The organism is Candidatus Pelagibacter sp. PS_28, from assembly GCF_059417885.1.
The window spans coordinates 91,494-112,866 of record NZ_CM182070.1 but is presented as its reverse complement, the minus strand read 5'-3'; the positions used below and the strand labels follow the sequence as shown (position 1 = coordinate 112,866).

General features: G+C 29.2%; 23 protein-coding genes. 14 read left to right on the top strand and 9 right to left on the bottom strand.

Translation table 11 applies throughout. The features are described 5' to 3' along the window. Window positions 1-54 precede the first annotated feature (54 nt). A complete protein-coding gene (locus AC5SMR_RS00580; protein WP_494577412.1) occupies window positions 55-2,250 on the top strand; it encodes a malate synthase G in 2,196 nt (731 codons plus the stop codon). On the opposite strand, the gene recR is transcribed toward AC5SMR_RS00580, so the two are convergent. From recR to kdsB, 5 genes are all read right to left on the bottom strand, one after another. Beyond that, complete coding sequence (recR, locus tag AC5SMR_RS00575) at window positions 2,237-2,848, bottom strand: recombination mediator RecR (protein ID WP_006997394.1); 612 nt, start codon at window positions 2,846-2,848, stop codon at window positions 2,237-2,239. The genes AC5SMR_RS00580 and recR overlap by 14 nt on opposite strands. Window positions 2,849-2,852: 4 nt before the next feature. Continuing rightward, the gene (locus tag AC5SMR_RS00570; RefSeq protein WP_006997395.1) at window positions 2,853-3,170 is read right to left on the bottom strand and encodes a YbaB/EbfC family nucleoid-associated protein; all 318 of its coding nucleotides are present in this window, start codon (window positions 3,168-3,170) and stop codon (window positions 2,853-2,855) included. A 3-nt stretch (window positions 3,171-3,173) separates the two neighbouring features. After that, complete coding sequence (gene dnaX, locus AC5SMR_RS00565; protein WP_494576989.1) at window positions 3,174-4,847, bottom strand: DNA polymerase III subunit gamma/tau; 1,674 nt, start codon at window positions 4,845-4,847, stop codon at window positions 3,174-3,176. Window positions 4,848-4,991: 144 nt separating this feature from the next. Beyond that, entirely contained in the window at window positions 4,992-5,822 is an 831-nt protein-coding gene (locus AC5SMR_RS00560) for a prephenate dehydratase (protein WP_494576988.1), read from the bottom strand. 1 nt (window position 5,823) lies between these two features. Continuing rightward, window positions 5,824-6,564 carry a 3-deoxy-manno-octulosonate cytidylyltransferase gene (gene kdsB, locus AC5SMR_RS00555; protein ID WP_494576987.1) on the bottom strand — a complete coding sequence of 247 codons (741 nt, stop codon included), beginning with the start codon at window positions 6,562-6,564 and terminating at the stop codon, window positions 5,824-5,826. A 103-nt stretch (window positions 6,565-6,667) separates the two neighbouring features. On the opposite strand from kdsB, the gene AC5SMR_RS00550 reads away from it, so the two are divergent. Beyond that, window positions 6,668-7,207, top strand: a complete 540-nt coding sequence (locus tag AC5SMR_RS00550; RefSeq protein ID WP_271626137.1) for a c-type cytochrome — start codon at window positions 6,668-6,670, stop codon at window positions 7,205-7,207. On the opposite strand, the gene argF is transcribed toward AC5SMR_RS00550, so the two are convergent. The 3 genes from argF to AC5SMR_RS00535 are packed head-to-tail and all read right to left on the bottom strand — an operon-like array spanning window position 7,199 to window position 10,113. Beyond that, complete coding sequence (gene argF / locus AC5SMR_RS00545; protein ID WP_494576986.1) at window positions 7,199-8,128, bottom strand: ornithine carbamoyltransferase; 930 nt, start codon at window positions 8,126-8,128, stop codon at window positions 7,199-7,201. The two genes, AC5SMR_RS00550 and argF, sit on opposite strands and share 9 nt — an antisense overlap. A gap of 2 nt (window positions 8,129-8,130) precedes the next feature. After that, window positions 8,131-9,297 (bottom strand): aspartate aminotransferase family protein, encoded by a 1,167-nt coding sequence (locus AC5SMR_RS00540; protein ID WP_494576985.1) that lies wholly within the window; start codon window positions 9,295-9,297, stop codon window positions 8,131-8,133. 3 nt (window positions 9,298-9,300) lie between these two features. Further along, window positions 9,301-10,113, bottom strand: coding sequence for an ABC transporter permease (locus tag AC5SMR_RS00535; RefSeq protein WP_494576984.1), 813 nt, complete (start codon window positions 10,111-10,113; stop codon window positions 9,301-9,303). Between the two features lie 123 nt (window positions 10,114-10,236). On the opposite strand from AC5SMR_RS00535, the gene AC5SMR_RS00530 reads away from it, so the two are divergent. Next, window positions 10,237-10,737 (top strand): GcrA family cell cycle regulator, encoded by a 501-nt coding sequence (locus tag AC5SMR_RS00530; RefSeq protein ID WP_494576983.1) that lies wholly within the window; start codon window positions 10,237-10,239, stop codon window positions 10,735-10,737. Window positions 10,738-10,909: 172 nt separating this feature from the next. Here AC5SMR_RS00530 and AC5SMR_RS00525 read toward each other — a convergent pair whose 3' ends face one another. Beyond that, the gene (locus tag AC5SMR_RS00525) at window positions 10,910-11,878 is read right to left on the bottom strand and encodes a complex I NDUFA9 subunit family protein (protein WP_494576982.1); all 969 of its coding nucleotides are present in this window, start codon (window positions 11,876-11,878) and stop codon (window positions 10,910-10,912) included. 16 nt (window positions 11,879-11,894) lie between these two features. Here AC5SMR_RS00525 and AC5SMR_RS00520 point away from each other — a divergent pair, with 16 nt between their 5' ends. From AC5SMR_RS00520 to trpB, 11 genes are read left to right on the top strand one after another with little or no spacing between them, the layout of a single operon-like run. Next, window positions 11,895-12,506 carry a ribonuclease D gene (locus AC5SMR_RS00520; RefSeq protein ID WP_278386961.1) on the top strand — a complete coding sequence of 204 codons (612 nt, stop codon included), beginning with the start codon at window positions 11,895-11,897 and terminating at the stop codon, window positions 12,504-12,506. Then, on the top strand, window positions 12,507-13,478 hold the full coding sequence (locus AC5SMR_RS00515; protein ID WP_494576981.1) for a KpsF/GutQ family sugar-phosphate isomerase: 972 nt from the start codon (window positions 12,507-12,509) through the stop codon (window positions 13,476-13,478). Continuing rightward, window positions 13,479-14,060 carry an LPS export ABC transporter periplasmic protein LptC gene (lptC, locus tag AC5SMR_RS00510; protein ID WP_494576980.1) on the top strand — a complete coding sequence of 194 codons (582 nt, stop codon included), beginning with the start codon at window positions 13,479-13,481 and terminating at the stop codon, window positions 14,058-14,060. A gap of 1 nt (window position 14,061) precedes the next feature. Beyond that, window positions 14,062-14,838: an ATP-binding cassette domain-containing protein gene (locus AC5SMR_RS00505; protein ID WP_494576979.1), complete on the top strand. Its 777-nt coding sequence runs from the start codon at window positions 14,062-14,064 to the stop codon at window positions 14,836-14,838. 1 nt (window position 14,839) lies between these two features. Then, on the top strand, window positions 14,840-16,168 hold the full coding sequence (aroA, locus tag AC5SMR_RS00500) for a 3-phosphoshikimate 1-carboxyvinyltransferase (RefSeq protein WP_494576978.1): 1,329 nt from the start codon (window positions 14,840-14,842) through the stop codon (window positions 16,166-16,168). Next, complete coding sequence (locus AC5SMR_RS00495) at window positions 16,165-16,818, top strand: (d)CMP kinase (protein WP_020169046.1); 654 nt, start codon at window positions 16,165-16,167, stop codon at window positions 16,816-16,818. Before aroA ends, AC5SMR_RS00495 begins: the two co-directional genes overlap by 4 nt. Next, window positions 16,818-18,548 (top strand): S1 RNA-binding domain-containing protein, encoded by a 1,731-nt coding sequence (locus AC5SMR_RS00490; protein ID WP_006997411.1) that lies wholly within the window; start codon window positions 16,818-16,820, stop codon window positions 18,546-18,548. Before AC5SMR_RS00495 ends, AC5SMR_RS00490 begins: the two co-directional genes overlap by 1 nt. Before the next feature lie 3 nt (window positions 18,549-18,551). Beyond that, the gene (locus AC5SMR_RS00485; RefSeq protein WP_494576977.1) at window positions 18,552-18,842 is read left to right on the top strand and encodes an HU family DNA-binding protein; all 291 of its coding nucleotides are present in this window, start codon (window positions 18,552-18,554) and stop codon (window positions 18,840-18,842) included. Beyond that, complete coding sequence (gene pyrF / locus AC5SMR_RS00480) at window positions 18,832-19,524, top strand: orotidine-5'-phosphate decarboxylase (RefSeq protein ID WP_494576976.1); 693 nt, start codon at window positions 18,832-18,834, stop codon at window positions 19,522-19,524. The genes AC5SMR_RS00485 and pyrF overlap by 11 nt, the downstream gene beginning before the upstream one ends. Next, window positions 19,521-20,150 carry a phosphoribosylanthranilate isomerase gene (locus tag AC5SMR_RS00475; protein WP_494576975.1) on the top strand — a complete coding sequence of 210 codons (630 nt, stop codon included), beginning with the start codon at window positions 19,521-19,523 and terminating at the stop codon, window positions 20,148-20,150. Before pyrF ends, AC5SMR_RS00475 begins: the two co-directional genes overlap by 4 nt. Continuing rightward, window positions 20,140-21,372 carry a tryptophan synthase subunit beta gene (gene trpB, locus AC5SMR_RS00470; protein ID WP_494576974.1) on the top strand — a complete coding sequence of 411 codons (1,233 nt, stop codon included), beginning with the start codon at window positions 20,140-20,142 and terminating at the stop codon, window positions 21,370-21,372. The genes AC5SMR_RS00475 and trpB overlap by 11 nt, the downstream gene beginning before the upstream one ends. The last annotated feature ends 1 nt before the right edge of the window (window position 21,373 follow it).

The following is a 21,373-nucleotide window of genomic DNA, read 5'->3' as shown; positions in this document are numbered from 1 at the left end:
AGATTTATCTCGCCGATGGAGCAAAACTCTCAGGCAAAAATACAGATGGGGAAAATGGGTGCTATGAAAGAACAATATACAAAAATACACAATCTATCAGTTTCTAATAAATTGCTTAACTTCGTTAATGAAGAGCTGCTTAAAGATACAAATATTTCTTCTGAAAAATTCTGGGAAGGCTTCGACCAAGTAGTTCATGAGCTAGCCCCAAAAAATAAAGAGCTATTAAAAATAAGAGAAGATTTACAAAAAAAAATAGACGATTGGCATATTGCAAATAAAGGAAATGAAATCAATCTAGAGGAGTATAAAAAATTTTTAAAAGAAATTGATTATTTAAAAGAAGTAGGCCCTGATTTTAAAATCAAAACAAATAATGTTGATGAAGAAATAACTAGTATTGCTGGACCTCAATTAGTAGTTCCAATCATGAATGAAAGGTATGCACTGAATGCAGCTAATGCTAGATGGATGAGTTTATATGACAGTTTATATGGTACAGATGTAATCGATCCATCTGAGGATAGTGCCACTCAAAGATACGATCCTTTAAGAGGAGAAATGGTTATAAAATATGGAAGAGACTTTTTAGAAAAATATTTTCCTCTAGAAAATTTTGAATGGCATAATATTACAGGCTTTAAAATTGATAATGGCTCTTTAACAGTATTAAAAGATAGTAATAAATCATCTTTAAAAAATAAAGATAAATATATTGGTCATAGAGGAGAGGCCAATGATCCATCAGCAATAATTTTAAAAAATAATAATCTTCATATAGAAATAATTATAGACCCAAATGCTTTTAGCGCTCAACAAGATCCTGCTAAAATTAGTGATATTATTGTTGAAGCTGCAGTTTCAACTATTTGTGATAATGAAGATAGTGTTGCTGCAGTAGATGCTGATGACAAAGTTATTTGTTATCGTAATTGGCTTGGACTTATGAAAGGTGATTTGAAATCAACTTTTGAAAAAAATGGAAAGACTTATGAGCGTAAATTAAATCCCGACAGAAGTTATATTTCTAAAGATGGAAAAGGATTAAAGCTACATGGAAGAAGTTTATTATTGGTAAGGAATGTTGGACACCTTATGACTAACTCAGCAATCACTTTAAAAGATGGTTCTGAAATACCAGAAGGTATTATGGATGCCTTTATAACTTCAGCAGCTTGCCTTCATGATATTAAAAAAAAAGGTAATTCTAGAACTGGTTCCATTTATATTGTTAAACCAAAAATGCATGGCCCTGATGAAACCTCATTTACTGATTTAATTTTTACTAAAGTTGAAGAAGTTTTAGGATTGGAAAAATACACTTGTAAAATTGGAATTATGGATGAAGAGAGAAGAACCTCATCAAATTTAAAAGAGTGTATTAGAACACTGCAAAATAGAGTATTTTTTATTAATACTGGTTTTTTAGATCGTACTGGTGATGAAATGCATACTTCAATGGAAGCTGGTCCTATGATTAAAAAAGGAGACATGAAATCTTCTAAATGGATTGGGGCATATGAAAATAACAATGTAGACATAGGTCTTCAATGTGGTCTTTCTGGTAAGGCTCAAATTGGCAAAGGAATGTGGGCTATGCCGGACAAAATGAAAGAGATGATGGAACAAAAAACTGGGCATCTAAATGCTGGTGCAAATTGTGCTTGGGTTCCCTCACCTACAGCGGCAGCTCTTCATGCTCTTCATTATCATGAAATAAATATTTTTGAGAAACAGAAAGAAATTCAAAAAAGAGAATCTGCAAAACTGGATGATTTGTTAACAATTCCTGTAGCAGACAGACCAAACTGGTCAATGGAAGAAATTAACTCCGAAATTTCCAATTCTGCACAAACTCTTTTAGGGTATGTCGTCAGATGGATAGATCATGGAGTTGGCTGTTCAAAGGTACCTGATATTAATAATGTTGGTTTGATGGAGGATAGAGCCACTTTAAGAATTTCTTCTCAACATATAGCTAATTGGATACATCACGATATTTGTACAAAATCACAAGTTATGGAAGTAATGAAAAAAATGGCAAAAATTGTTGATGATCAAAATAAAAATGATGGTGCCTATACTCGCTCTGGAAGAGGAAGCTACGAAATGATGTCTGAAAATTTTGAGCAATCAATTGCTTTTAAGACAGCTTGTGATTTAATCTTTAAAGGTAAAGAGCAACCTTCGGGTTACACCGAACCGTTATTACATCTAAATCGATTATTAAAGAAATCTAGTCAGAATTAGTTTTAATTCCAGTTCTGTTTTTAAAAGCTGAATATAAAGTTCCATCATCGAGACTTTCTATTTCGCCACCAACAGGAAGTCCTTGAGCAAGTTTTGTAACCTTAGTAGAAGTTTTTTTTAAACTATCCTCTATGTAATAAGCGGTAGTTTGACCTTCTACTGTTGCACTTGTTGCTAGTATAACTTCCTCAATATTTTCTCTTGAAACTCTTTCTACTAATGAATTAATCAAAAGATCTTCTTTTCTCTGACCAGCAGAAGAAATGGTGCCACCAAGAATATGAAAGTAGCCTTTATAGATATTTGAATTTTCAATTGACCATTGATCTGCAATGTCTTCAACTACACATATTTTATTATATTTTTCTTTTGAATTTTCACAATTGTTACAGCCTAATGAATTAGATTTTAAAGTACCACAAGATTGACACCTAATTACATTTTTATAAACTTGCGCCAAAGTGTTTGCCATTGGCTTTACAAGTTCATCCCTATTATTAATAAGTTTTAAAACAATTCTTTTTGCAGATTTAGGACCTAAGCCAGGAAGTTTTGAAATTAATTTAATTAACTCTTCTATCTCATTAATATTTTGCATATTCTTAAAGTGGCCATTTAAAACCAGGAATACCTAATCCACTTGTAGACTTAGAAATTTCTTCAGATGTCTTAGATTTTAATTCTGATTTTGCATTATTATGGGCAGCCACTATCAAATCTTCGATTATAATTTTATTTTCCTTTAATATTTCGTCCGAAAGGTCAATTTTGATCATTTCATTTTCACCATTTAAAGTAACCTTTACAGAATTTGAACCAGACGTTCCTTCTACCTGAATGTTCTTTATTTTTTCTTGGCTCTCTTTCATTTTAGCCTCTAATTCTTTTGCTTTATCTAAAATTTTTGTAAAATCAGTCATTCTTTAATCTTCTTTTCTAGGTTTAACATCAATAAGTTCTGCGTCAGGGAATTTTTTTAAAATATCTTTATAAATTGGGGAGTTCTTTGCACTTTCTATCAGTTCTTTTTTTTCATTAATTTCTTCTTCTTTTTTTGATGGCTGTCCTTTGGTTTTGCTTAGACTTATAATCCATCTTTCATTAGTCCATTCAAAAAGTTTTGTTGAAAGATCTTTAATAAAATCTTTATCTAAATCTTCATTAAATGAAATTTCAATTCTTTTGCTCTCAAAACTTACAAGGTTAACATTTTTTTCTAATTCATATTTTAATTTAATCTCTTTTTTAGAAGAGCATGCTTTTAATAGATCATCAAATGAATTTATAAGACTGGTATTTGTTTCAATGTTATTATTTTCTTTTTCTTTGATATCTTTTTCCTGAACAATATTTTTCATTTGCCCTATTGTTTCAGATTTATCTTTTATTCCAAAGATATCTTCGTTTGTTTTTTTTGGTGAAAAAGATGTTTGGTTTTCACTTTCAACTAATAGTTTGCTATCTTCTTTATATTTTTCACTTTCGTGTTTAATGCTTTTTAAATGAATTAATCTAATTAAGAACATTTCCATTGATAAATGTTGATTAGAAACAATATCAAGCTCCTCAAGTGTTTTAATAGTAAATTGCCAAAATAATATTAGGGTCTCATTGTTAACTTTTTCTGAAAGATCTTTAATTTTATTAAACTCTTCATCATTCAATAAAAAATTATTACCATCCAAATTTAGTGAATCAATATTTTTAAAATAATATAAGAGCTCTAAGAAATCATTAATAAAAATTTTTGGTTCAACACCCTGGTTATATATTTCTCTGTAATTGTTGAGAACTTCAGTTTCTTTACCTTCAAATATTAATTCAAATAAATCAATTAATTGAGACTTATCAAAATAACCAAATATTTTTTGTGCTGCTGCAAGATCTAATTCTTTGTCTTTATCCAAAGTAAGTAGAGCTCTATCAAGTAACGATAGCGCATCCCTAACTGAACCCTCAGAAATTTTAACAATTAATTTAAGAGCATCATCTGATGCGTTACCATTTTCTTTTTCTTTAATTTTCTTAATAAAATCAAACAACTCTATAGATTTAATTCTAGATAAATCAAATCTTTGACAACGTGAGACTACTGTAATTGGAATTTTTTTTATTTCTGTTGTTGCAAAGATAAATTTTAAATATTCTGGTGGCTCCTCTAAGGTTTTTAACAATGCATTGAATGCTTGTTTGCTAAGCATGTGAACTTCATCAATTATAAATATTTTATATTTAGCAGTAGTTGGGCCATATCTAGAAAATTCAATAAGGTCTCTTACATCGTCCACCCCTGTTTTACTTGCTGCATCCATTTCCAATACATCAATATGATTTGAGTTAGAAATGGCATTACAATTTTCACAAAGCTCCTCTTTACACAAATTATCTATTCCATTTGAACAATTTAGAGATTTTGCAACAATCCTTGCTGTTGTCGTTTTTCCTATTCCTCTAATTCCAGTAAAAAGATAGGCATTAGGCACTTTATTAGCCTTAATAGAGTTAGAAATTGTTTCCGCAACAACATCTTGCCCTATAAGATCATTAAATGTCTGAGGTCTGTACTTTAATGCTAAAACTTTTGTATTTTTATTCATTTTATATAAAGGAGACTAGAACCTGAATAACTGTCTCTACGACTGCTTCCGTTAAGATCTGGTCGGGTTCAAGCAGTATCCACCTCTAGCCTCCAAAACTATTATAACAGTAATGTTTTCTATTCTACAAGAAAAGTTTCTAAGTTATTTTTCTCTAAACTTATCAGCCTCAAAAACACCTAGTACGTGAAAATCTTGGCAATGAAGTCCTAATTCTTCTAAAGACTTTTGTACTTTTGGATTGTCTATGTGTCCCTCTAAATCACATAAGAAAAAATATGACTCAAAGGAATTTTGCTCTGGATAGCTTTGAAGTTTTGTAAGGTTAACTCCATTTATCGCAAAGCCACCTAATGATTGATAGAGAGCTGCAGGCTTACTTTTTAACTTAAATAGAAAAGAAGTTATGTATTTTTTATCACCAAAATCAGGCTGTAAAACTTCATTACCCATTACCAAAAACCTCGTAGAATTTCCTTTTTCATTTTCAATATTTTTTGAAAGTATTTTTAGATCATAAATTTCAGCACTTAAAGTAGAGGCAATTGCTGCTTCCGTTTTAATTTTAGACTTTGAAATTGTCTCAGCCGAACCAGCAGTATCTGCACGAATATGTTCAACTAAATTATTTTTTTTAATAAATTTAGAGCATTGTGATAAAGCTTGAGCATGAGAATAAACATCTTTGATATCACTTAAATTGCTATCTGGCTGTCCTAATAAATTATGTTCAATTTTCTGAAAATGTTCTGCATAAATATTAAGTCTATACTTAAAAATAAGATATTCGATTCCAATATTTCCTGTAATTCGATTTGATTCTGGAATTACCATTCTCGAATTTTTATCTTGAGATGTTTTTGAAAAACATTCATCAAATGTTTTACATGGAATTATTTCTGCTTTAGGATTTATTTCTAGCGCTGCTAAATGTGAATAAGCACCGAATGTTCCTTGAAAATAAATTTTGGTCATTTTAGGATTTATATTCCATAATTTTTTTTATAGCTAGATAATCTTCTTTTGTATCTACACCAATGGGAGAAAAGTTTGCCAAAGCAACGTTGATTTTCAGATTATTATCTAATGCTCTTAACTGTTCTAATCTATTTTTTTTTTCTTTAAATGTTTGGTCCAGACTAACAAATTTTTTTAATGTACTTGTTTTATATGAATAGATTCCAATATGATGATAAATATTTTGATCATTTCTTGAAAAACCATCTCTAGTAAAATTTAATGCTGTTGGAAAATTATTCTTTTCTAATTTTGTTTCTGTAATAACCTTAACTACATTTTGATCAATTAACATTTTATCATTTTTAATTTCTGCTGCTAGCGTTCCAATTCCAGAATTACTATTAATCATAAAGTTATTTAAATTTATAATATCATTTTTATTGATATTTGGTTCATCCCCTTGCAGGTTTAATATAAAATCAATGTCTTTAATATTAAGCTTTTCGTAAGCCTCAAAAATTCTATCTGTGCCGGTTTTGTGAGTGTTACTCGTCAAAATAGCTCTACCACCATTTTTTTCAACATCATCGAATATTTCTTGATCTTCGGTTGCTACTACTACCTCACCAATATTTGTTTCTTCTGCCTTTTTAAATACATGAGAAATTATTGATAAATTATTAATTGTTAAAAGTGGTTTACCTGGCAATCTACTTGCTGACATTCTCGATGGGATTAATATTAATGTTTTAGCCATTATAAATTTACCAATTTGTGCGTCTAACAGACGCAAAATTAAAAATTAAAAATTAAGTATTTTTTTAATTATCATGTTATATCTGCAAAATAATAAAATTTATATGGATTCGTTCGAGCTTAATAAAATTATTGCTGCTATTTTAATGGTTGCACTTCTTGTAATTGGTTTAGGAAAAGTTGCCGACGGTGTCTTTCATGTAAATAAACCAGAAAATCCAGGGTATCAAGTTGAAGTAGAAGGACAACCAGCTTCCACAGTATCTCAAGTTGCTGAAGTTGAGCAAAAAGTAGACATTGCCGCTATAATGGCCCTAGGCGATGTAACTTCAGGTGAAAAAATTTTTAAAAAATGTGCAGCATGTCACTCTATTGAAAAAGGTGGTCCAAATAAAATTGGTCCTGCTCTTTATAACGTAGTGGGCAGTAAAGTAGGTGCTGTAGAAGACTACAAATATTCTAAAACTTTAGCCTCATATGGTAAAGACTGGACTTTTGAAGAACTTAATGGTTTTTTAACAAAACCTAGCTCATATTTGAAAGGAACAAAAATGTCTTACGCTGGCTTGAGAAAAGAAGCAGATAGAGCCTCGATTATTAAGTACCTAAATCAAAATAGTGATAGCCCTAAACAGCTACCTTAATTTACCAAAACAATATAATAAAATACTTTTTTGAACATGCACTCTATTAAGGGCCTGTAGCCATACTTCAGAATTTTTTCCCAAAAAAACATCTGCTGTAACCTCTTCTCCCCTTGGAAGACAGTGTAAAAAAGTTGTATCTTTTTTAGCAAAACTCATCAATTTTGAATTGATTTGAAAGTTTCTAAAATCTTTAATTTTTTTATTTTTATTAACTTTATCGTTCAATGAAATTACTTTATCTGAAAAAATTACATCAGCATTTTTAACTGCTTTTTTAGCATCATTGAAAATATGAATTTTTCTTTTATTTTTTTTTACCCAATCTAATACAAATTTTTTAGGACCATAATTCTTGGGACAGCCAATATTTAAGTTGAATGAAAATTTAACTGAAGCAGCAATCAAACTATTCAGAACATTATTAGAGTCTCCAATCCAGCAAATATTTAATTTGGAAATAGATTTTTTTTTAATCTCTTCAACTGTGAAAATATCTGATAGCACTTGTGTTGGATGAGACGATGGGCTTAAACCATTTATTACTGGTATCTTTAAGTATCTGCTAAATTCTTCTATTTTTTCATCACTATCAGTTCTCAGCATAAAACCATCTCCATAAGTTGATAAGATTTTAGCTGTATCTGCTAGACTTTCCCCACCTTTTCCTAGGTGTAATTCGTTAGCTCTAAGTGTTATAGTTCCTCCACCTAGTTGTTTTATTGCAAGGTAAAAACTCAATCGCGTTCTCAAACTTGCCTTTTCAAACATTTGAATGAGTAGCTTGCCTTTTAAAGGTTTATCTTTATCAACTTCTAGAGTGTTATAATTTTTTCTTTTTTGTTTTCTTTTCTTTGCATCAATGATGATTTTTTTAAGGTCTGCTGAAGGTATATCTTTGAGGTTGATGAAATGTTTCATATTTACTTATAAGTAGAACACACTTTTTTAATAATATTTATTGCAATTTTTATTTCTTCTTTTTTAACATTTAGAGGAGGTAATATTCTAATAACATTTTCAGCTGCTCTAATAGTTAATAATTTATTATCCATTAGTTTCTGTATAAATTTTGTTTGATCATTATGAAGTTGCAATCCGATTAATAAACCAACGCCTCTTACTTCTTTAATTATTTTAGGAAACTTTTTTCTTAATTTATTTAATTCTGAATGAAAATATTTTGATAATATTTTAACATTTGAAAGAAATCCTTTTTTTAATATTTGATCTAAAACAGCATTTCCAACAGACATAGCTAGTGGGTTGCCACCAAATGTTGACCCATGAGTTCCAGCTGTCATTCCTGATGCTACCTTTTTATTCATTAAAACTGCACCTAACGGAAATCCACCTCCAATACCTTTTGCTATTGGGACAATATCGGGCTTAATTTTCGAATTTTCAAATGCAAAAAAATTTCCACTCCTTCCAATTCCACACTGAACTTCATCTAAAATTAATAAAATTTTTCTCTTATCACAAATCTTTCTTAATTCTTTTAAACACCAATTGGGTATAACTTTAATTCCTCCTTCTCCCATCACAGTTTCAACCATAATAGCAGCCGTTTTTTTTGTTATTTTTTTTTTAAAATCTTTATGATTTCCAAATTCAAAATGGTCAAATCCATCAACTTTTGGTCCAAAGCCCTCTGTCATCTTCTTTGATCCACTAGCATAAATTGTAGCTAATGTTCTTCCATGAAATGAATTTTTAACACAAAGAATTCTATTTTTTGAAGGTTGTCCTATCGAATAAAAATATCTTCTAGCAACTTTAATTGCAGCCTCTGTAGCCTCTGCTCCACTATTTTGGAAAATAATAAAATCTGCAAAAGTTTTTTTTGCCAATCTTTTAGCCAATTTTTCTCCCTCCGGAATGATAAATGCATTAGAAACATGCCAAAGTTTTTTAGATTGTTTGTTAACTGCTTTTATTAAATATGGGTTCGCATGCCCCAAGGAATTTACTGCTATTCCCTGAACAAAGTCTAAATATTTTTTTCCATTAGTAGAATATAAAAAACTTCCTTTACCATATTTAAAGGAAATTTTTCTTCTATTATAATTTTTTGCTAAAGCGCTCATTAACTAAGATTTAATTTTATAACCTTTTTTGTAAAGAAGAAAAGCAACATACCACATGAGAACACTTAATATAATTAGATAGATTAAGCCTACTGTTATCGATCCATCTGATTTTCCTAAGAACCCATATCTAAACCCATCGATCATATAAAAAAATGGATTAATATGACTTATCGTTTGAAAAAATTGTGGAAGTTTATCTATTGAATAAAATACTCCAGATAAAAAACTTAATGGAGTTATTATAAAATTTGTTACAGTTGCTGTATGATCAAATTTTTCAGCCCAAAGACCAGTTATAAAACCAAGACTTCCAAGAATAAATGCACTTAAAAAACCAAATACAAAAATATAAAAAATATTATAAATTGTGATATCAACTATTAATGAAAAGACAGCTATTGAAATTATAGCTATTAAAAAACTTCTTGTTAAGGCAGCCAATATTATTGCCATTGATACTTCAAGGGCTGATAATGGTGCATAGAGCATGTCAACAATATTTCCTTGAATTTTTCCTATCATTAGTGAAGAAACAGAGTGACTAAATGATTGTGTTAAGATGCTCATCGCAATTAAACCAGGAGCTAAAAAATTTATAAAAGAATAGCCAAGTACATCTCCTCTATTATTGCCTAAAGCTAGGGATAGAACTGATAAAAATAATAAACTTGAAACAAGTGGAGATAGCAAAGTTTGCTGCCAAACTGCCATGAACCTGTTACACTCTTTAAGCCATAGGCTTTTAAAGCCAATCCAATTTACAAAGCCAAACTTTTTAACTCCGATATGATATTTTTTATCCAATTCAACCATAAGTAATCATATATAAATTTTAAAAAAAGATGTGTATAAAACAGAAAAATCCATTGTCTTTTTTTTAATCTTGTGTGATCTGTATATAGTTATAAAAATTAATTAACATACTAAATATAGAATATGAGCTGGAACGAGGAAAAAGTAGAAAAGTTAAAAGAACTTTGGGGCAAAGGAAGCACTGCAAGCCAAATAGCTGAAATAATCGGCGGTATTAGTAGAAATGCAGTAATTGGTAAAGCTCATAGATTAAATTTATCATCAAAAATTAAAACTAGAAATGCATCTTCAAGCCAAAATTTTGATAATAGTTCAGAAGAAAATTCTTCTAAGCAAAAAAGAGGCCGAAAAAGTAAGTTTCAATCCTTAATTATTGAAAAAGATTTTGAACCAGAAAATCCTAAGAAATTAGAAGAACTAGATGAGAGCTCTTGTAAATGGCCTATAGGTCATCCTGAAGAACAATCATTTTATTTTTGTGGGCGATCGTCTTTAAAAGATTTTTCATATTGCAAACTTCATTTGCTATATGCCTATCAGCCAAAAGGAAGAAAAGAAGAGCCTGTAGCTGATAAAGATGAAGAGACACCTCAGTATGTTGATAAAAAAATTAATACTGCTTAATAATTTTTTAATTTAATTAATCTTAATTTTTTATTTCTTATTCTTTTCATTAAACCCTCTGATCAGAGATTTTATGATTAGATAAATTAGGTAAGAGAAAATTGAGAATATTAAAAAATAAATAATATTAATTATCATAAATAATCATACAATTTTAGTATAGGAAATTCTATTAAGAATTAGCAGGGTTATATTTTTTTGTAGAAAATTGCCCACCTTCTCTCCACATATAGCTATATTTTTCTACTTCATTATCAAATACTCTTGTGCTTGTAACCCCAATATCAGCATTAGTTTGATATTTACCTGAAGGAACATTGTCATATTTTAAAAGCGTAAGCTGATCTATTGTTAGGAGTGGTTTTGGAAATAATTGAAAAAATTTAGCAGACATAGTTGCTACAAAAAGAGGTAATGGTACTAATAATCTTTTTTTATCTATTAAATGTAATAATTTTTTTAAAATTTCTTTTAAGGATAAGATGTCAGGCCCAACACACTCTATAATTTTAGAGTAAATATTTTTAGATACAGCATGATAAATGGTATCAGTTAAATCTGAACAATGTATTGGAGCAAATTTAGTTGATCCATTATAATAAAGTGGGAAAAATGGAAGCCTACTGAGTAAGGTCATAAAAGAAGTAGTAAAATTATCATCTACCGAATAAACTACAGAGGGCCTTAATATTGTTGCTAAAGGAAAATTTTTTTGAATATTAAGTTCACCATCTAATTTACTTTTTGCATACTCTGAATCTGGTGCATTATTTATTCCTAATGCTGACAAATGAATAAATTGTTGAACTTTATATTCTTTACAAAGTTTAGATAAAATAGATGGAAAAATAGAGTGAATATTTTTGAAAGTATTGCCCTTGCCACTTTCATACAAAATACCAATTAAATTTATACAAATATCAGTTTGAGAGAAAAGCTTTCTAATTTTTTTTTCATCAAAGATATTAGCTTCAACAATGTCTATGTAACCTGCATTAGCTTGAGTTTTTATTGCATATCCTTTTTGATGAAGGTTTCTAGTAACCACAGTTACTTTATAATTATTTTTAGTAAGCTTTCTTATTAAATGACGACCTATTTGACCACTACCGCCAAAAATTAGACAATTTTTTGCTTTCATATATATATAATTAAAAATGAATATTGATATTAAACTTCACAAGAGTGATCTACCAGAAGATTTAGATTTAGGCAATATTATAGCGGTTGATGGAGAGTTTATGGGTCTCAATGTTAAACGTGATCCTTTATGTCTTATTCAAATATCAACTGGTAATTCTGATGCTCATATTATCCAGCTTGATAGGGAAAAATATGATACTCCAAACTTAAATAAAGTTCTTTCTGACGAATCAATCACCAAAATATTTCACTATGGTAGGGCGGACATGGCTCACATAAAGCATTACCTAAAAACAGAAACTAATAATATTCTTGATACAAAAATTGCTTCAAAGCTAGCTAGATCCTATTCTGACAGTCACTCCCTAAAAACGTTAATTAAAGAATTTATGAACGTAGATGTAAGTAAACAATTTCAAAGTTCAGATTTTGGAGGAGAACTATCTCCAGCACAATTAAAATATTGTGCTAATGATGTTATTTATTTGCATAAAATTCATGAAGAATTAAATAAAATTCTAGTAAGAGAAAAACGAATTGATTTATATAAGAGCTGTTTAGCATTTTTAAAAACTAGAGTTGATCTTGATTTGGCTTTATTTAAAGACGATATATGGTCTCATTAAATGAAAAAAAGAAATTATAAAAAAATTGCAAAGAGTGTAATTGATCTTGAAATCAAAGCTCTAAAAAAATTAAAAAATTCAATTAATAATTCATTTAATGACGCTGTTGATGCAATATCAAAATGTCAATCTAAAGTAATACTATGTGGTGTTGGCAAAAGTGGATTAATAGCAGCAAAAATTTCAGCAACACTTTCTTCTGTTGGAACACCTTCGTTTTCACTATCTGCAAATGACTGTTCTCATGGTGATCTTGGTAGCATTTCAAAAAAAGATATTTTAATTTTAATAAGTTATTCAGGATCTACAGAAGAATTAAAGAATATAATAAAATATGCCAACAGAAATAAAATTACTTTAATAGGCATAATGTCTAAAAAAGACTCAATACTATATAAAGCGTCAGACATTAAGTTACTTATACCAGAGGTAACTGAGGCAGGACTTGGTATTGTTCCAACTTCAAGTACTATAAATCAATTAAGTATTGGTGATGCATTAGCAATATCAACTCTAAATCAAAAAAAAATTAGCAAAAAAGATTTTAAAAAATTTCATCCTTCAGGAAATCTTGGGGCCAAACTAAGAACAGTAGAGGAGATAATGATAACTGGAAATAAAATTCCTTTTGTAAATGGTAATTTAATAATGAAAAAAGCTTTACAAATAATATCAAATAAAAAACTTGGAATATTGGTGGTTAGGAATAGCAAAGGGATTACAACAGGAGTTATTACAGATGGTCAAATTAGAAGATTTAATGAGGTAAATGACAATCTACAGAGTTTAACTGTTAAAGAGGTTATGACTTTAAACCCCATCAGTATTGATAAAGATACCTTAGTAGAAAAAGCTTTATCAATCATGAACAGCAAAAAGATCACCTCTTTATGTGTTCACAGCAAAAAAAACTTAAAAAGAACTGTTGGAATACTACATATTCACAAAATATTAGAGACTAACATCAATTAGATGGGTCAAAAAAGTTTAATTCAGTTAATAATAGTTTTTATAATAATCTTAATCTCATCAGCTGTGTATTTAAATTATTTTACTAAAGACTCAGAAGATTTGGCAACTAAAATAAAGACCTTAAAAACTGAAAACATTAAAGACGAAGCCAGTAATTATATAGAAAATATTAGTTACATTTCTAAAATTGGTGAAAACAAATATGAAATTATAGCTGATAGAACAAAAATTAAAATAAATGAACCTGATATAATGTTTTTAGAAAATGTAGCTGCTTTTATAACCCTTAAAAACTCTAGCACAATTAAAGTAACTTCAGATTTTGCTAAATATAATTCAAAAAATTATGACACTATTTTTTCAAAAAATGTTATAGCAACTTATCCTGGGCATAAAATAACAGGCGAGTTATTAGATTTTTCTTTTGTAAATAATATTGGTATTTTCTCAACTAATATTGTTTATGTTGGTAGTAAGACAAAAATGATTGCTGATAAAATGGAAGTGAATCTTACCAATAATGATACTAAAATTTTTATGCTTGATCAGTCTAAAAAAGTTGTAATTGAGGGAATAAATTAATATGGCTCTTATAAAAAAATTTAGAATTAAATCATTTAAAAATCCCCAGCCTATAATATCACTGGATAATATATCTTTATCATTTGGAAATAGAAAAGTTTTAGATAACGTGAGCTTCAAAATAAATCATGGACAAATTCTTGGAATGTTGGGACCTAATGGAGTTGGAAAATCAACTATTTTTAATTTAATTACAGGTTTAATAAAGCCAGACTATGGCAAAATTACTTTTAGAGGTACTGTTGTTAATGACTACCCAATATATTTAAGGACTACAAAATTTAAGATTGGCTATGTTCCTCAATACGGAGGATATTTTGGTGATCTTACATTATTAGAAAATTTAAAAGCAATTGCTGAAATAGTAATATTGGAAAAAGAATTGATTAAAGATAAAATTGATCAATTGATTGCTAAATTTGAGCTTGATGCCATTAGAGACACTAAAGCAAAATATTTGTCTGGTGGTCAAAAAAAAAAACTAGTGATTGCATTAGCTTTATTAAGTGATCCCGAAATTTTATTGCTTGATGAATGTTTTGCAGCACTAGATGTTCTTACAATTAAAATGCTTAAGGAAATTATAGTTAACTTACAAACGGAAAACAATATAACAATCTGTATCTGTGATCATCAAGCAAGAGATTTACTGTCCTGCGTAGATATTGCTTTGATTTTGTCCAATTGTAAAATTGTGGCTCACGGCTCACCCAGCGATTTAGTTAATAATATTGAAGCAAAAAATGCCTATTTTGGCGACGCCTTTAAATTTAATTAAAATGGCAAAAATACTTATAATTAAAAAAAAAATTAATTCATTTAAAAAAGAAATAGAAGTTAGTGGTGATAAAAGTTTAAGTATAAGGTGGGTCCTTTTAGCCTCCCAAGCAATTGGAAGATCTAAAGCTTACAACCTTTTAATGTCAGAAGATGTATTAGCTACAATTGATAGTATCAAAAACCTTGGCATAAAAGTGAGGATACAAAAAAATTACTGTGAAATAGTAGGCAATGGAATTAATGGCTTTAAATACAATAAAAACTTAACAATAGATGCTAAAAATTCTGGAACACTTGCTAGATTAATTTTAGGGCTTTTAATTAAATCTCCTAAAAAAATAAAAATAATTGGTGACAAAAGTTTATCTAAGAGAGATTTTTCAAGAGTGACCACACCTTTAAGGAAATTTGGGGTTAAATTTTCTTATAAAACAATGAATAAACTGCCTTTAACAATTCTTGGCACACAATCGGCAAAAGGAATTAAATATTTTGAGAACAAAGGTTCAGCTCAATGCAAAAGTAGCGTAATGCTTGCAGCACTAAATGCATCAGGAACAACTTCTATTAAAGCAAAAAAATCAAGAAATCACACAGAATTACTTTTTAAATATTTAAAAATTCCAATCAAAGTAAGAAAGACTAAAAAGTTTGATTTTATAGATATTAAAAAACCAAAAAAAATTAGTGCCTTCAATTATCAAATTCCAGGAGATATAAGCTCAAGTGCTTTTTTTATGGTGCTAACAATGCTTGCTGATAATTCAAAACTTTTAATTAAGAATGTAAATATAAATTCTTCTAGAGTGGGAGTTATTACAATCTTAAAAAAAATGGGAGCCCAAATAACATTTAAAAACCAAAAAAATTATAGAGGAGAAAAAATTTCAGATATTTTAATAAAAAGTTCAAAAAAACTTAAAGCTATTAATTGTCCAGTAGAATTAAATAGTAGTGCCATTGATGAATTTTTGGTTATTTTTTTAATTGCAGCAAAAGCAAAAGGTATTTCTTATTTTAAAGACCTCTCAGAACTAAACCAAAAAGAAAGTCCGAGATTAATTTGGGGTTCTAAAATTTTAAATATGATGGGTATAAAAACAGATTTAACAAACGATTCTATTAAGATTTATGGACAACCTGATTTAGAAATAAAAAAACCAATAACTGTTAAAAACTATTTAAAGGATCATAGAGTTTTTATGATGAGCACAATTGCTGCCTTAACCTTTGGTGGAAAATGGAAAATTCACAATAAAGACTCTATAAATACTTCCTTTCCATCTTTTTTGAAGATAATTAAAAATATAAACCATTCATCACTATGAAGCTAAAAAAAAAAATTAAAATCGCAATAGACTCACCTGCTGCTGCTGGTGCCGGCACTCAAGCAAAATTAATTTCTAAACATTTCAACTTATTTTATTTAGATACAGGAAAAATTTATAGATTAATTGCAAATATTAAACTTACTCAACCAAATAAGTATAGTCATAGTTTAATAAAAAAAAAGATGCTCAAATTAACTATGAAAGATTTGCAAAATAAAAAATTATTATCAGATGAAGTTGGAACAATGGCATCAATTATATCAAAAGATAAAAAAATAAGAAAACTTGTTCATGCATTTCAAATTAAAAGCGCTTATCATCCTCCCAAAAAGTATAATGGATCTTGTTTAGATGGAAGAGACATAACTTATAAGATAATTCCTGATGCTGATTTTAAATTTTTTATAACAGCAAATACTAAGACTAGAGCTTTAAGAAGGTATAAAGAGTTAAAAGGACTAAATAAGAAAATATCTTTTAATGAAGTCCTAAAAAGTATCAAAAACCGTGACAAAAGTGACTATAATAGAAAAGTTTCACCTCTTATGAGAACTCGAGATTCGGTCTTGATTAATACCACGAATTTAACTAAAAGATCATGCTTTTTAAAAATTAAACAAATTATGGATAGGAAACTAAAAGCTTAATGGAAATTTATAAAGACCTTTCAAACCCCGCCTCTAAAGAATTCGAACAATTACTAAATTCACAGTTTACTAAAACAGCAAATCTTGAAGAAGGAAAAATTATTACTGGTGTAGTAAACAAAGTTACTGATAACTTTGTGTTTCTTGAAGTGCCTGGTTTAAAATCAGAGCCTATCTTAGATATTAATGAATTAAAAAGCATGGGTATGCTTGATAAAGCAAAAGTAGGTGAAAAAATTTCTGTTCTTCTTGAAAGGTTAGAAGATAAAAAAGGTGAAGTACTAGTATCAGCTTCAAAAGCTCAAAAAATTCAAGGTTGGGACAAACTTGTTGAAGCGTATGAAAAAAATGAACCTATCATGGGTAAAATTACTGGACGTGTTAAAGGTGGATGTATAGTTGAACACATCGATACTGGTTCTTTAATGTTTTTACCTGGATCTCAAATTTCAGATAAACCATTAAAAGACATTAGTCATTTAATGAATGAGCCTCAAAAATTTGCTCTAATAAAATTAGATAAAGTTAGAGGAAACGCATGTGTTTCTAGAAGAGAAATAATCTCTTCATTTAAAAAAGAAGATAAAATTAAAATTGTCGAAAAATTCAAAGTTGGAGATATAATTAAAGGTGCTGAAGTAAAAGGCTACAGTTCATTTGGTTGTTTTTTTAGTGTTAATGGTGAGCTTGATGTTTTAGTTCACTTACAAGAAATTTCTTATTCAAGAGTTAATCACCCTGATGAAGTTTTTACAATCGGTGAGAAACATGACCTTAAAGTAATCAGTGTTGATCTTGAAAAGCTTCAGGTTGGTTGTTCAGTAAAACAGCTTACACCAGACCCTTTTGAAAACATTTCAAATTATGAACTAAACAAAATCTATAAAGTAAAAGTTGTTAAGCTTATGGACTTTGGAGCTTTTTGTGAGCTTGAAAAAGGATTATCAACTTTATTGCACTCAAGTGAATTAAGTTGGACTAAAAAAAATATTTCTGCAAAAAAAATGTTTAAAGTTGGAGATGAAATTGATTGTGTAATCACTGAAATTGATAAAGAAAAAAGAAGAGTGGCAATATCTCACCGTTTAACAACTGATAACCCTTTTGAAACATTTGAAAAAACTTACCCAATTGGATCTGAGGTTGAGGGTGAAGTTGCAAGTAAAAATGAATATTCTATTTTCTTAAAAGTTGATGGCTTAGATATTGATGCTTTCTTGCATTGTAATGATTTAACTTACCTAAATAATGGTGAAGAAGAATTGGCTAAATATAAAATTGGCGATAAATTAAAAGTTAAAGTGTTAGAAGTAAAAGCTGCAGAACAAAAAGTTAGAGTTGGCTTACGCCAAACTCAACCAGACCCTTTTGATTGGTTTAATGATAAAAAGGTTAAACAAACTATCACTGTTAAGATTATTTCAACTGACAACAAAGGTCTTGTTGTAAGACCTGAAGGCTGTGAAATGGACTTCATTATTAAAAAATCTGCAATAGCTATTAATGCTGCTGATGCAAGACCTGCTAGATTTACAGGTGGAGAAAGAATTGACTGTGCTATTCAAGAGTTAGATATAGATAAAAGAAAAGCAACATTAAGTATTAAACTTTTAGAGGAAATTGAGCGTAAAGTTGCACTAGATACTTACGGTTCTGAAGCAAGCGGTAAAAACTTACCTTTCTCATCATTATCTGATGATTTAGAGAAAAAGAAAAAAGAAGACGAATAAAAATTGGCCATTGTAAAATCAAAGCTTCTAAAACAACTCGCTAATAATTACCCAAATTTTTTAAAAAAAGACCTAGAAAAGTTTACTAATATTATTCTTACTGAAATAAAGCAGGCCCTTAAACGAGGAGATCGTGTTGAATTAAGAGGTTTTGGAATGTTCTCTACTAATATTCAAAAAGCAAGAATATCAAGAAACCCTAAAACGGGAGAGAAAGTGAATACGCCTGAAAAAAAAACAATTCACTTTAAAATGTCTAAGGAAATGTTTAAAAAATTAAACAATGATGAATAAAAATATCTTTGTTGCTTGTGATACATCAAGCTTAAAAGAAATAAAAAAAATAATTAGCGATACGAAAACTAATAAACTTCAAATAATTCCAAAATTTGGCTTACAATTTTTTTATTCAAAAAGTGGGAGAGCTTTTCTTCAAAATTTTAAGAGAGATTATTTCTTAGATTTAAAAATAAATGATATTCCACAAACTGCTTTATCTGCAATGGATAGTTTAAAAGATTTAAAGAGATGTAAATATATTACAGTTCATGTAAATGGTGGCCTTGAAATGCTTAAAGCTATTACAAAAAAAGCTAAATCAATTAACAAAAATTTAAAAGTAATAGGAGTTACAATCTTAACTAGCCTAAACAAAAAATCTCTTAAAGAAATTGGTCACACCAAGACCGTAGAGCAGTTAGTATTAAAACAAGCTGGTCTTATAAAAAAATCAGGTGCAGCTGGAATTGTGTGTTCTGCACAAGAAGCAAAAATAGTTAGGAAAAAATACAAAAATTTATTTATTGTTACGCCAGGAATAAGGCTACCTGGAGATGATGCAAATGATCAATCTAGAGTAATGACTCCTAATGATGCTTTTAAAAATAAAGTTTCTGGCATTGTAATGGGAAGGTCATTAGTAAAGGGTAATATCAAAAACAACATTAAAAGATTAATTAATCACTTAAATCAATGATCCAACCCTGCAAGATTTGTGGGATCTCCGACTCTAAAACTTTAGAATTTTTAACTTCCCATCCTACTCCACCTAAGATGATAGGGTTTATTTGTAATTGGCCTAAATCAAAAAGATTTGTTGAACATGACAAGCTTAAAAAGCTATTAAAAGTTGATAAAAAAAAATCAGAATATGTTGCTGTATTAGTTAAACCTAATGAAGATATATTAGAAAAAATAAAGGATTTGCCATTCGATTATTATCAGCTTTATGATTGTACACCTACTGAAGTTAAATCAGTTAAAGAAAAATATAATAAGAAAATTATTGTTGCTATAACTGTAAAAGATCAAAATGACACAGTTAAATATTTAGAATATAATGAACTTGCAGATATAATATTATTCGACAGTAAAGGTTATGAAAAAAGCATGTCCTTTGATCATCAATTAATTAAGAATATTAAGATTAATAAAGAATTGATGCTTGCTGGGAATATTCAAATTGAAGATAACCTTGAAAATTATAAAAAAATAGCAGACATTATAGATATTTCTGGAGGTCTAGAAACATCTGGATTAAAAGATATTTCAAAAATAAATATTTTTTTAAACAAAATTAAATCAATTAACAATGAAACTTAAAAAAAAGATTCCTTTAATCGATCAGCACAACAAAAATGGATTTTGGGGTGGTAAATTTGGTGGTAATTTTATACCTGAAACTTTAAAAAAGCCTATTGAGGATTTAACTGAACTTTTTGAAAAACTTAGATACGATAAGAAATTTCTTAAAGAGAGAGACTATTATTTTAAGAATTATATAGGCTCTCCTACTTCATTTGTTAAACTTCAAAACCTATCAGATCACTTAAGTGGAGCTCAAATATATGCCAAAATGGTGTCAGAGGCGAACGGAGGAGCTCATAAAATTTATAATGCAACAGTTCATTGTCTTATTGCTAAAAAAGCAGGGAAAAAATATGTCGTTGGTGATACGGGTGCAGGTTATGCTGGAAAGATGCTGAGTATGGCAGCTAAAAAATTTGGCCTTAAATGCAAAATATTCATGGGTGCAAAGGATATTAAAAGACAAAAACCTAATGTAGATGCGATGAAAAAGAATGGTGCAGAAGTTGTACCCGTTTATTCAGGAAGCCAAACATTAGTAGATGCTGTTAGTGAATGTATGCGTTATTGGGTTTCAAATTGCGATAACACCCATATGTGTGTTGGATCAACAGTAGGCCCTAATATATTTGTTAAAATTTGTGGCTGGAGTACAGCTCAAATTTCAAGAGAATTGAAAGTTCAAATTCAGTCAGAATTTAAAAAGATGCCTAAAAAAATTAAACTCATTAATTGTGTTGGAGGTGGAAGTTCAGCTTATGGGTTTTGGAGTGAGTTTATTGATTATGACAAAAAACAGATTGAATTAATTGGTGTTGAAGCTGGTGGACCAAAAAGTTCAAAACTACATGCAGCACCTCTAACTAATGGAGCTAAACTTGGAATATTGCATGGAGCTGCAGCTTATGTTTGTCAAAATAGTGAAGGACAAATTAACGATACCGCTTCTATTTCTGCTGGATTAGATTATCCTGGGGTATCCCCTATTCACTGCTTCTTAAAAGATACTAAAAGAGCAAGATATATATCTGCAACTGATGAGGCTGCTTTAAATGCATACAAACTAGTTACAAAACTTGAAAAAATAAACCCAAGTCTTGAACCTAGTCATGCTTTTGCTGAAGCTATAAAAATTGCTCCAAAATTAAACAAAGATACTATCATTATTGTTAATTCTTGTGGTGATGCCAAAAAGGATCGTGATATTTTAAAAGAAAGATTGGGAAAAATTAACTAAG

What these genes read in the sequence shown, in the direction of transcription:
- AC5SMR_RS00525 (WP_494576982.1), bottom strand. Translation starts at nt 11,878, where the DNA reads ATGAAAGCAAAAAATTGTCTAATTTTTGGCGGTAGTGGTCAAATAGGT.
- AC5SMR_RS00560 (WP_494576988.1), bottom strand. Translation starts at nt 5,822, where the DNA reads ATGACCAAAATTTATTTTCAAGGAACATTCGGTGCTTATTCACATTTA.
- dnaX (WP_494576989.1), bottom strand. Translation starts at nt 4,847, where the DNA reads ATGAATAAAAATACAAAAGTTTTAGCATTAAAGTACAGACCTCAGACA.
- AC5SMR_RS00475 (WP_494576975.1), top strand. Translation starts at nt 19,521, where the DNA reads ATGATCCAACCCTGCAAGATTTGTGGGATCTCCGACTCTAAAACTTTA.
- AC5SMR_RS00495 (WP_020169046.1), top strand. Translation starts at nt 16,165, where the DNA reads ATGAAGCTAAAAAAAAAAATTAAAATCGCAATAGACTCACCTGCTGCT.
- lptC (WP_494576980.1), top strand. Translation starts at nt 13,479, where the DNA reads ATGGGTCAAAAAAGTTTAATTCAGTTAATAATAGTTTTTATAATAATC.
- AC5SMR_RS00490 (WP_006997411.1), top strand. Translation starts at nt 16,818, where the DNA reads ATGGAAATTTATAAAGACCTTTCAAACCCCGCCTCTAAAGAATTCGAA.
- aroA (WP_494576978.1), top strand. Translation starts at nt 14,840, where the DNA reads ATGGCAAAAATACTTATAATTAAAAAAAAAATTAATTCATTTAAAAAA.
- AC5SMR_RS00520 (WP_278386961.1), top strand. Translation starts at nt 11,895, where the DNA reads ATGAATATTGATATTAAACTTCACAAGAGTGATCTACCAGAAGATTTA.
- AC5SMR_RS00515 (WP_494576981.1), top strand. Translation starts at nt 12,507, where the DNA reads ATGAAAAAAAGAAATTATAAAAAAATTGCAAAGAGTGTAATTGATCTT.
- AC5SMR_RS00550 (WP_271626137.1), top strand. Translation starts at nt 6,668, where the DNA reads ATGGATTCGTTCGAGCTTAATAAAATTATTGCTGCTATTTTAATGGTT.
- AC5SMR_RS00535 (WP_494576984.1), bottom strand. Translation starts at nt 10,113, where the DNA reads ATGGTTGAATTGGATAAAAAATATCATATCGGAGTTAAAAAGTTTGGC.
- AC5SMR_RS00570 (WP_006997395.1), bottom strand. Translation starts at nt 3,170, where the DNA reads ATGACTGATTTTACAAAAATTTTAGATAAAGCAAAAGAATTAGAGGCT.
- argF (WP_494576986.1), bottom strand. Translation starts at nt 8,128, where the DNA reads ATGAAACATTTCATCAACCTCAAAGATATACCTTCAGCAGACCTTAAA.
- AC5SMR_RS00530 (WP_494576983.1), top strand. Translation starts at nt 10,237, where the DNA reads ATGAGCTGGAACGAGGAAAAAGTAGAAAAGTTAAAAGAACTTTGGGGC.
- pyrF (WP_494576976.1), top strand. Translation starts at nt 18,832, where the DNA reads ATGATGAATAAAAATATCTTTGTTGCTTGTGATACATCAAGCTTAAAA.
- kdsB (WP_494576987.1), bottom strand. Translation starts at nt 6,564, where the DNA reads ATGGCTAAAACATTAATATTAATCCCATCGAGAATGTCAGCAAGTAGA.
- AC5SMR_RS00580 (WP_494577412.1), top strand. Translation starts at nt 55, where the DNA reads ATGGGTGCTATGAAAGAACAATATACAAAAATACACAATCTATCAGTT.
- AC5SMR_RS00540 (WP_494576985.1), bottom strand. Translation starts at nt 9,297, where the DNA reads ATGAGCGCTTTAGCAAAAAATTATAATAGAAGAAAAATTTCCTTTAAA.
- AC5SMR_RS00505 (WP_494576979.1), top strand. Translation starts at nt 14,062, where the DNA reads ATGGCTCTTATAAAAAAATTTAGAATTAAATCATTTAAAAATCCCCAG.
- recR (WP_006997394.1), bottom strand. Translation starts at nt 2,848, where the DNA reads ATGCAAAATATTAATGAGATAGAAGAGTTAATTAAATTAATTTCAAAA.
- trpB (WP_494576974.1), top strand. Translation starts at nt 20,140, where the DNA reads ATGAAACTTAAAAAAAAGATTCCTTTAATCGATCAGCACAACAAAAAT.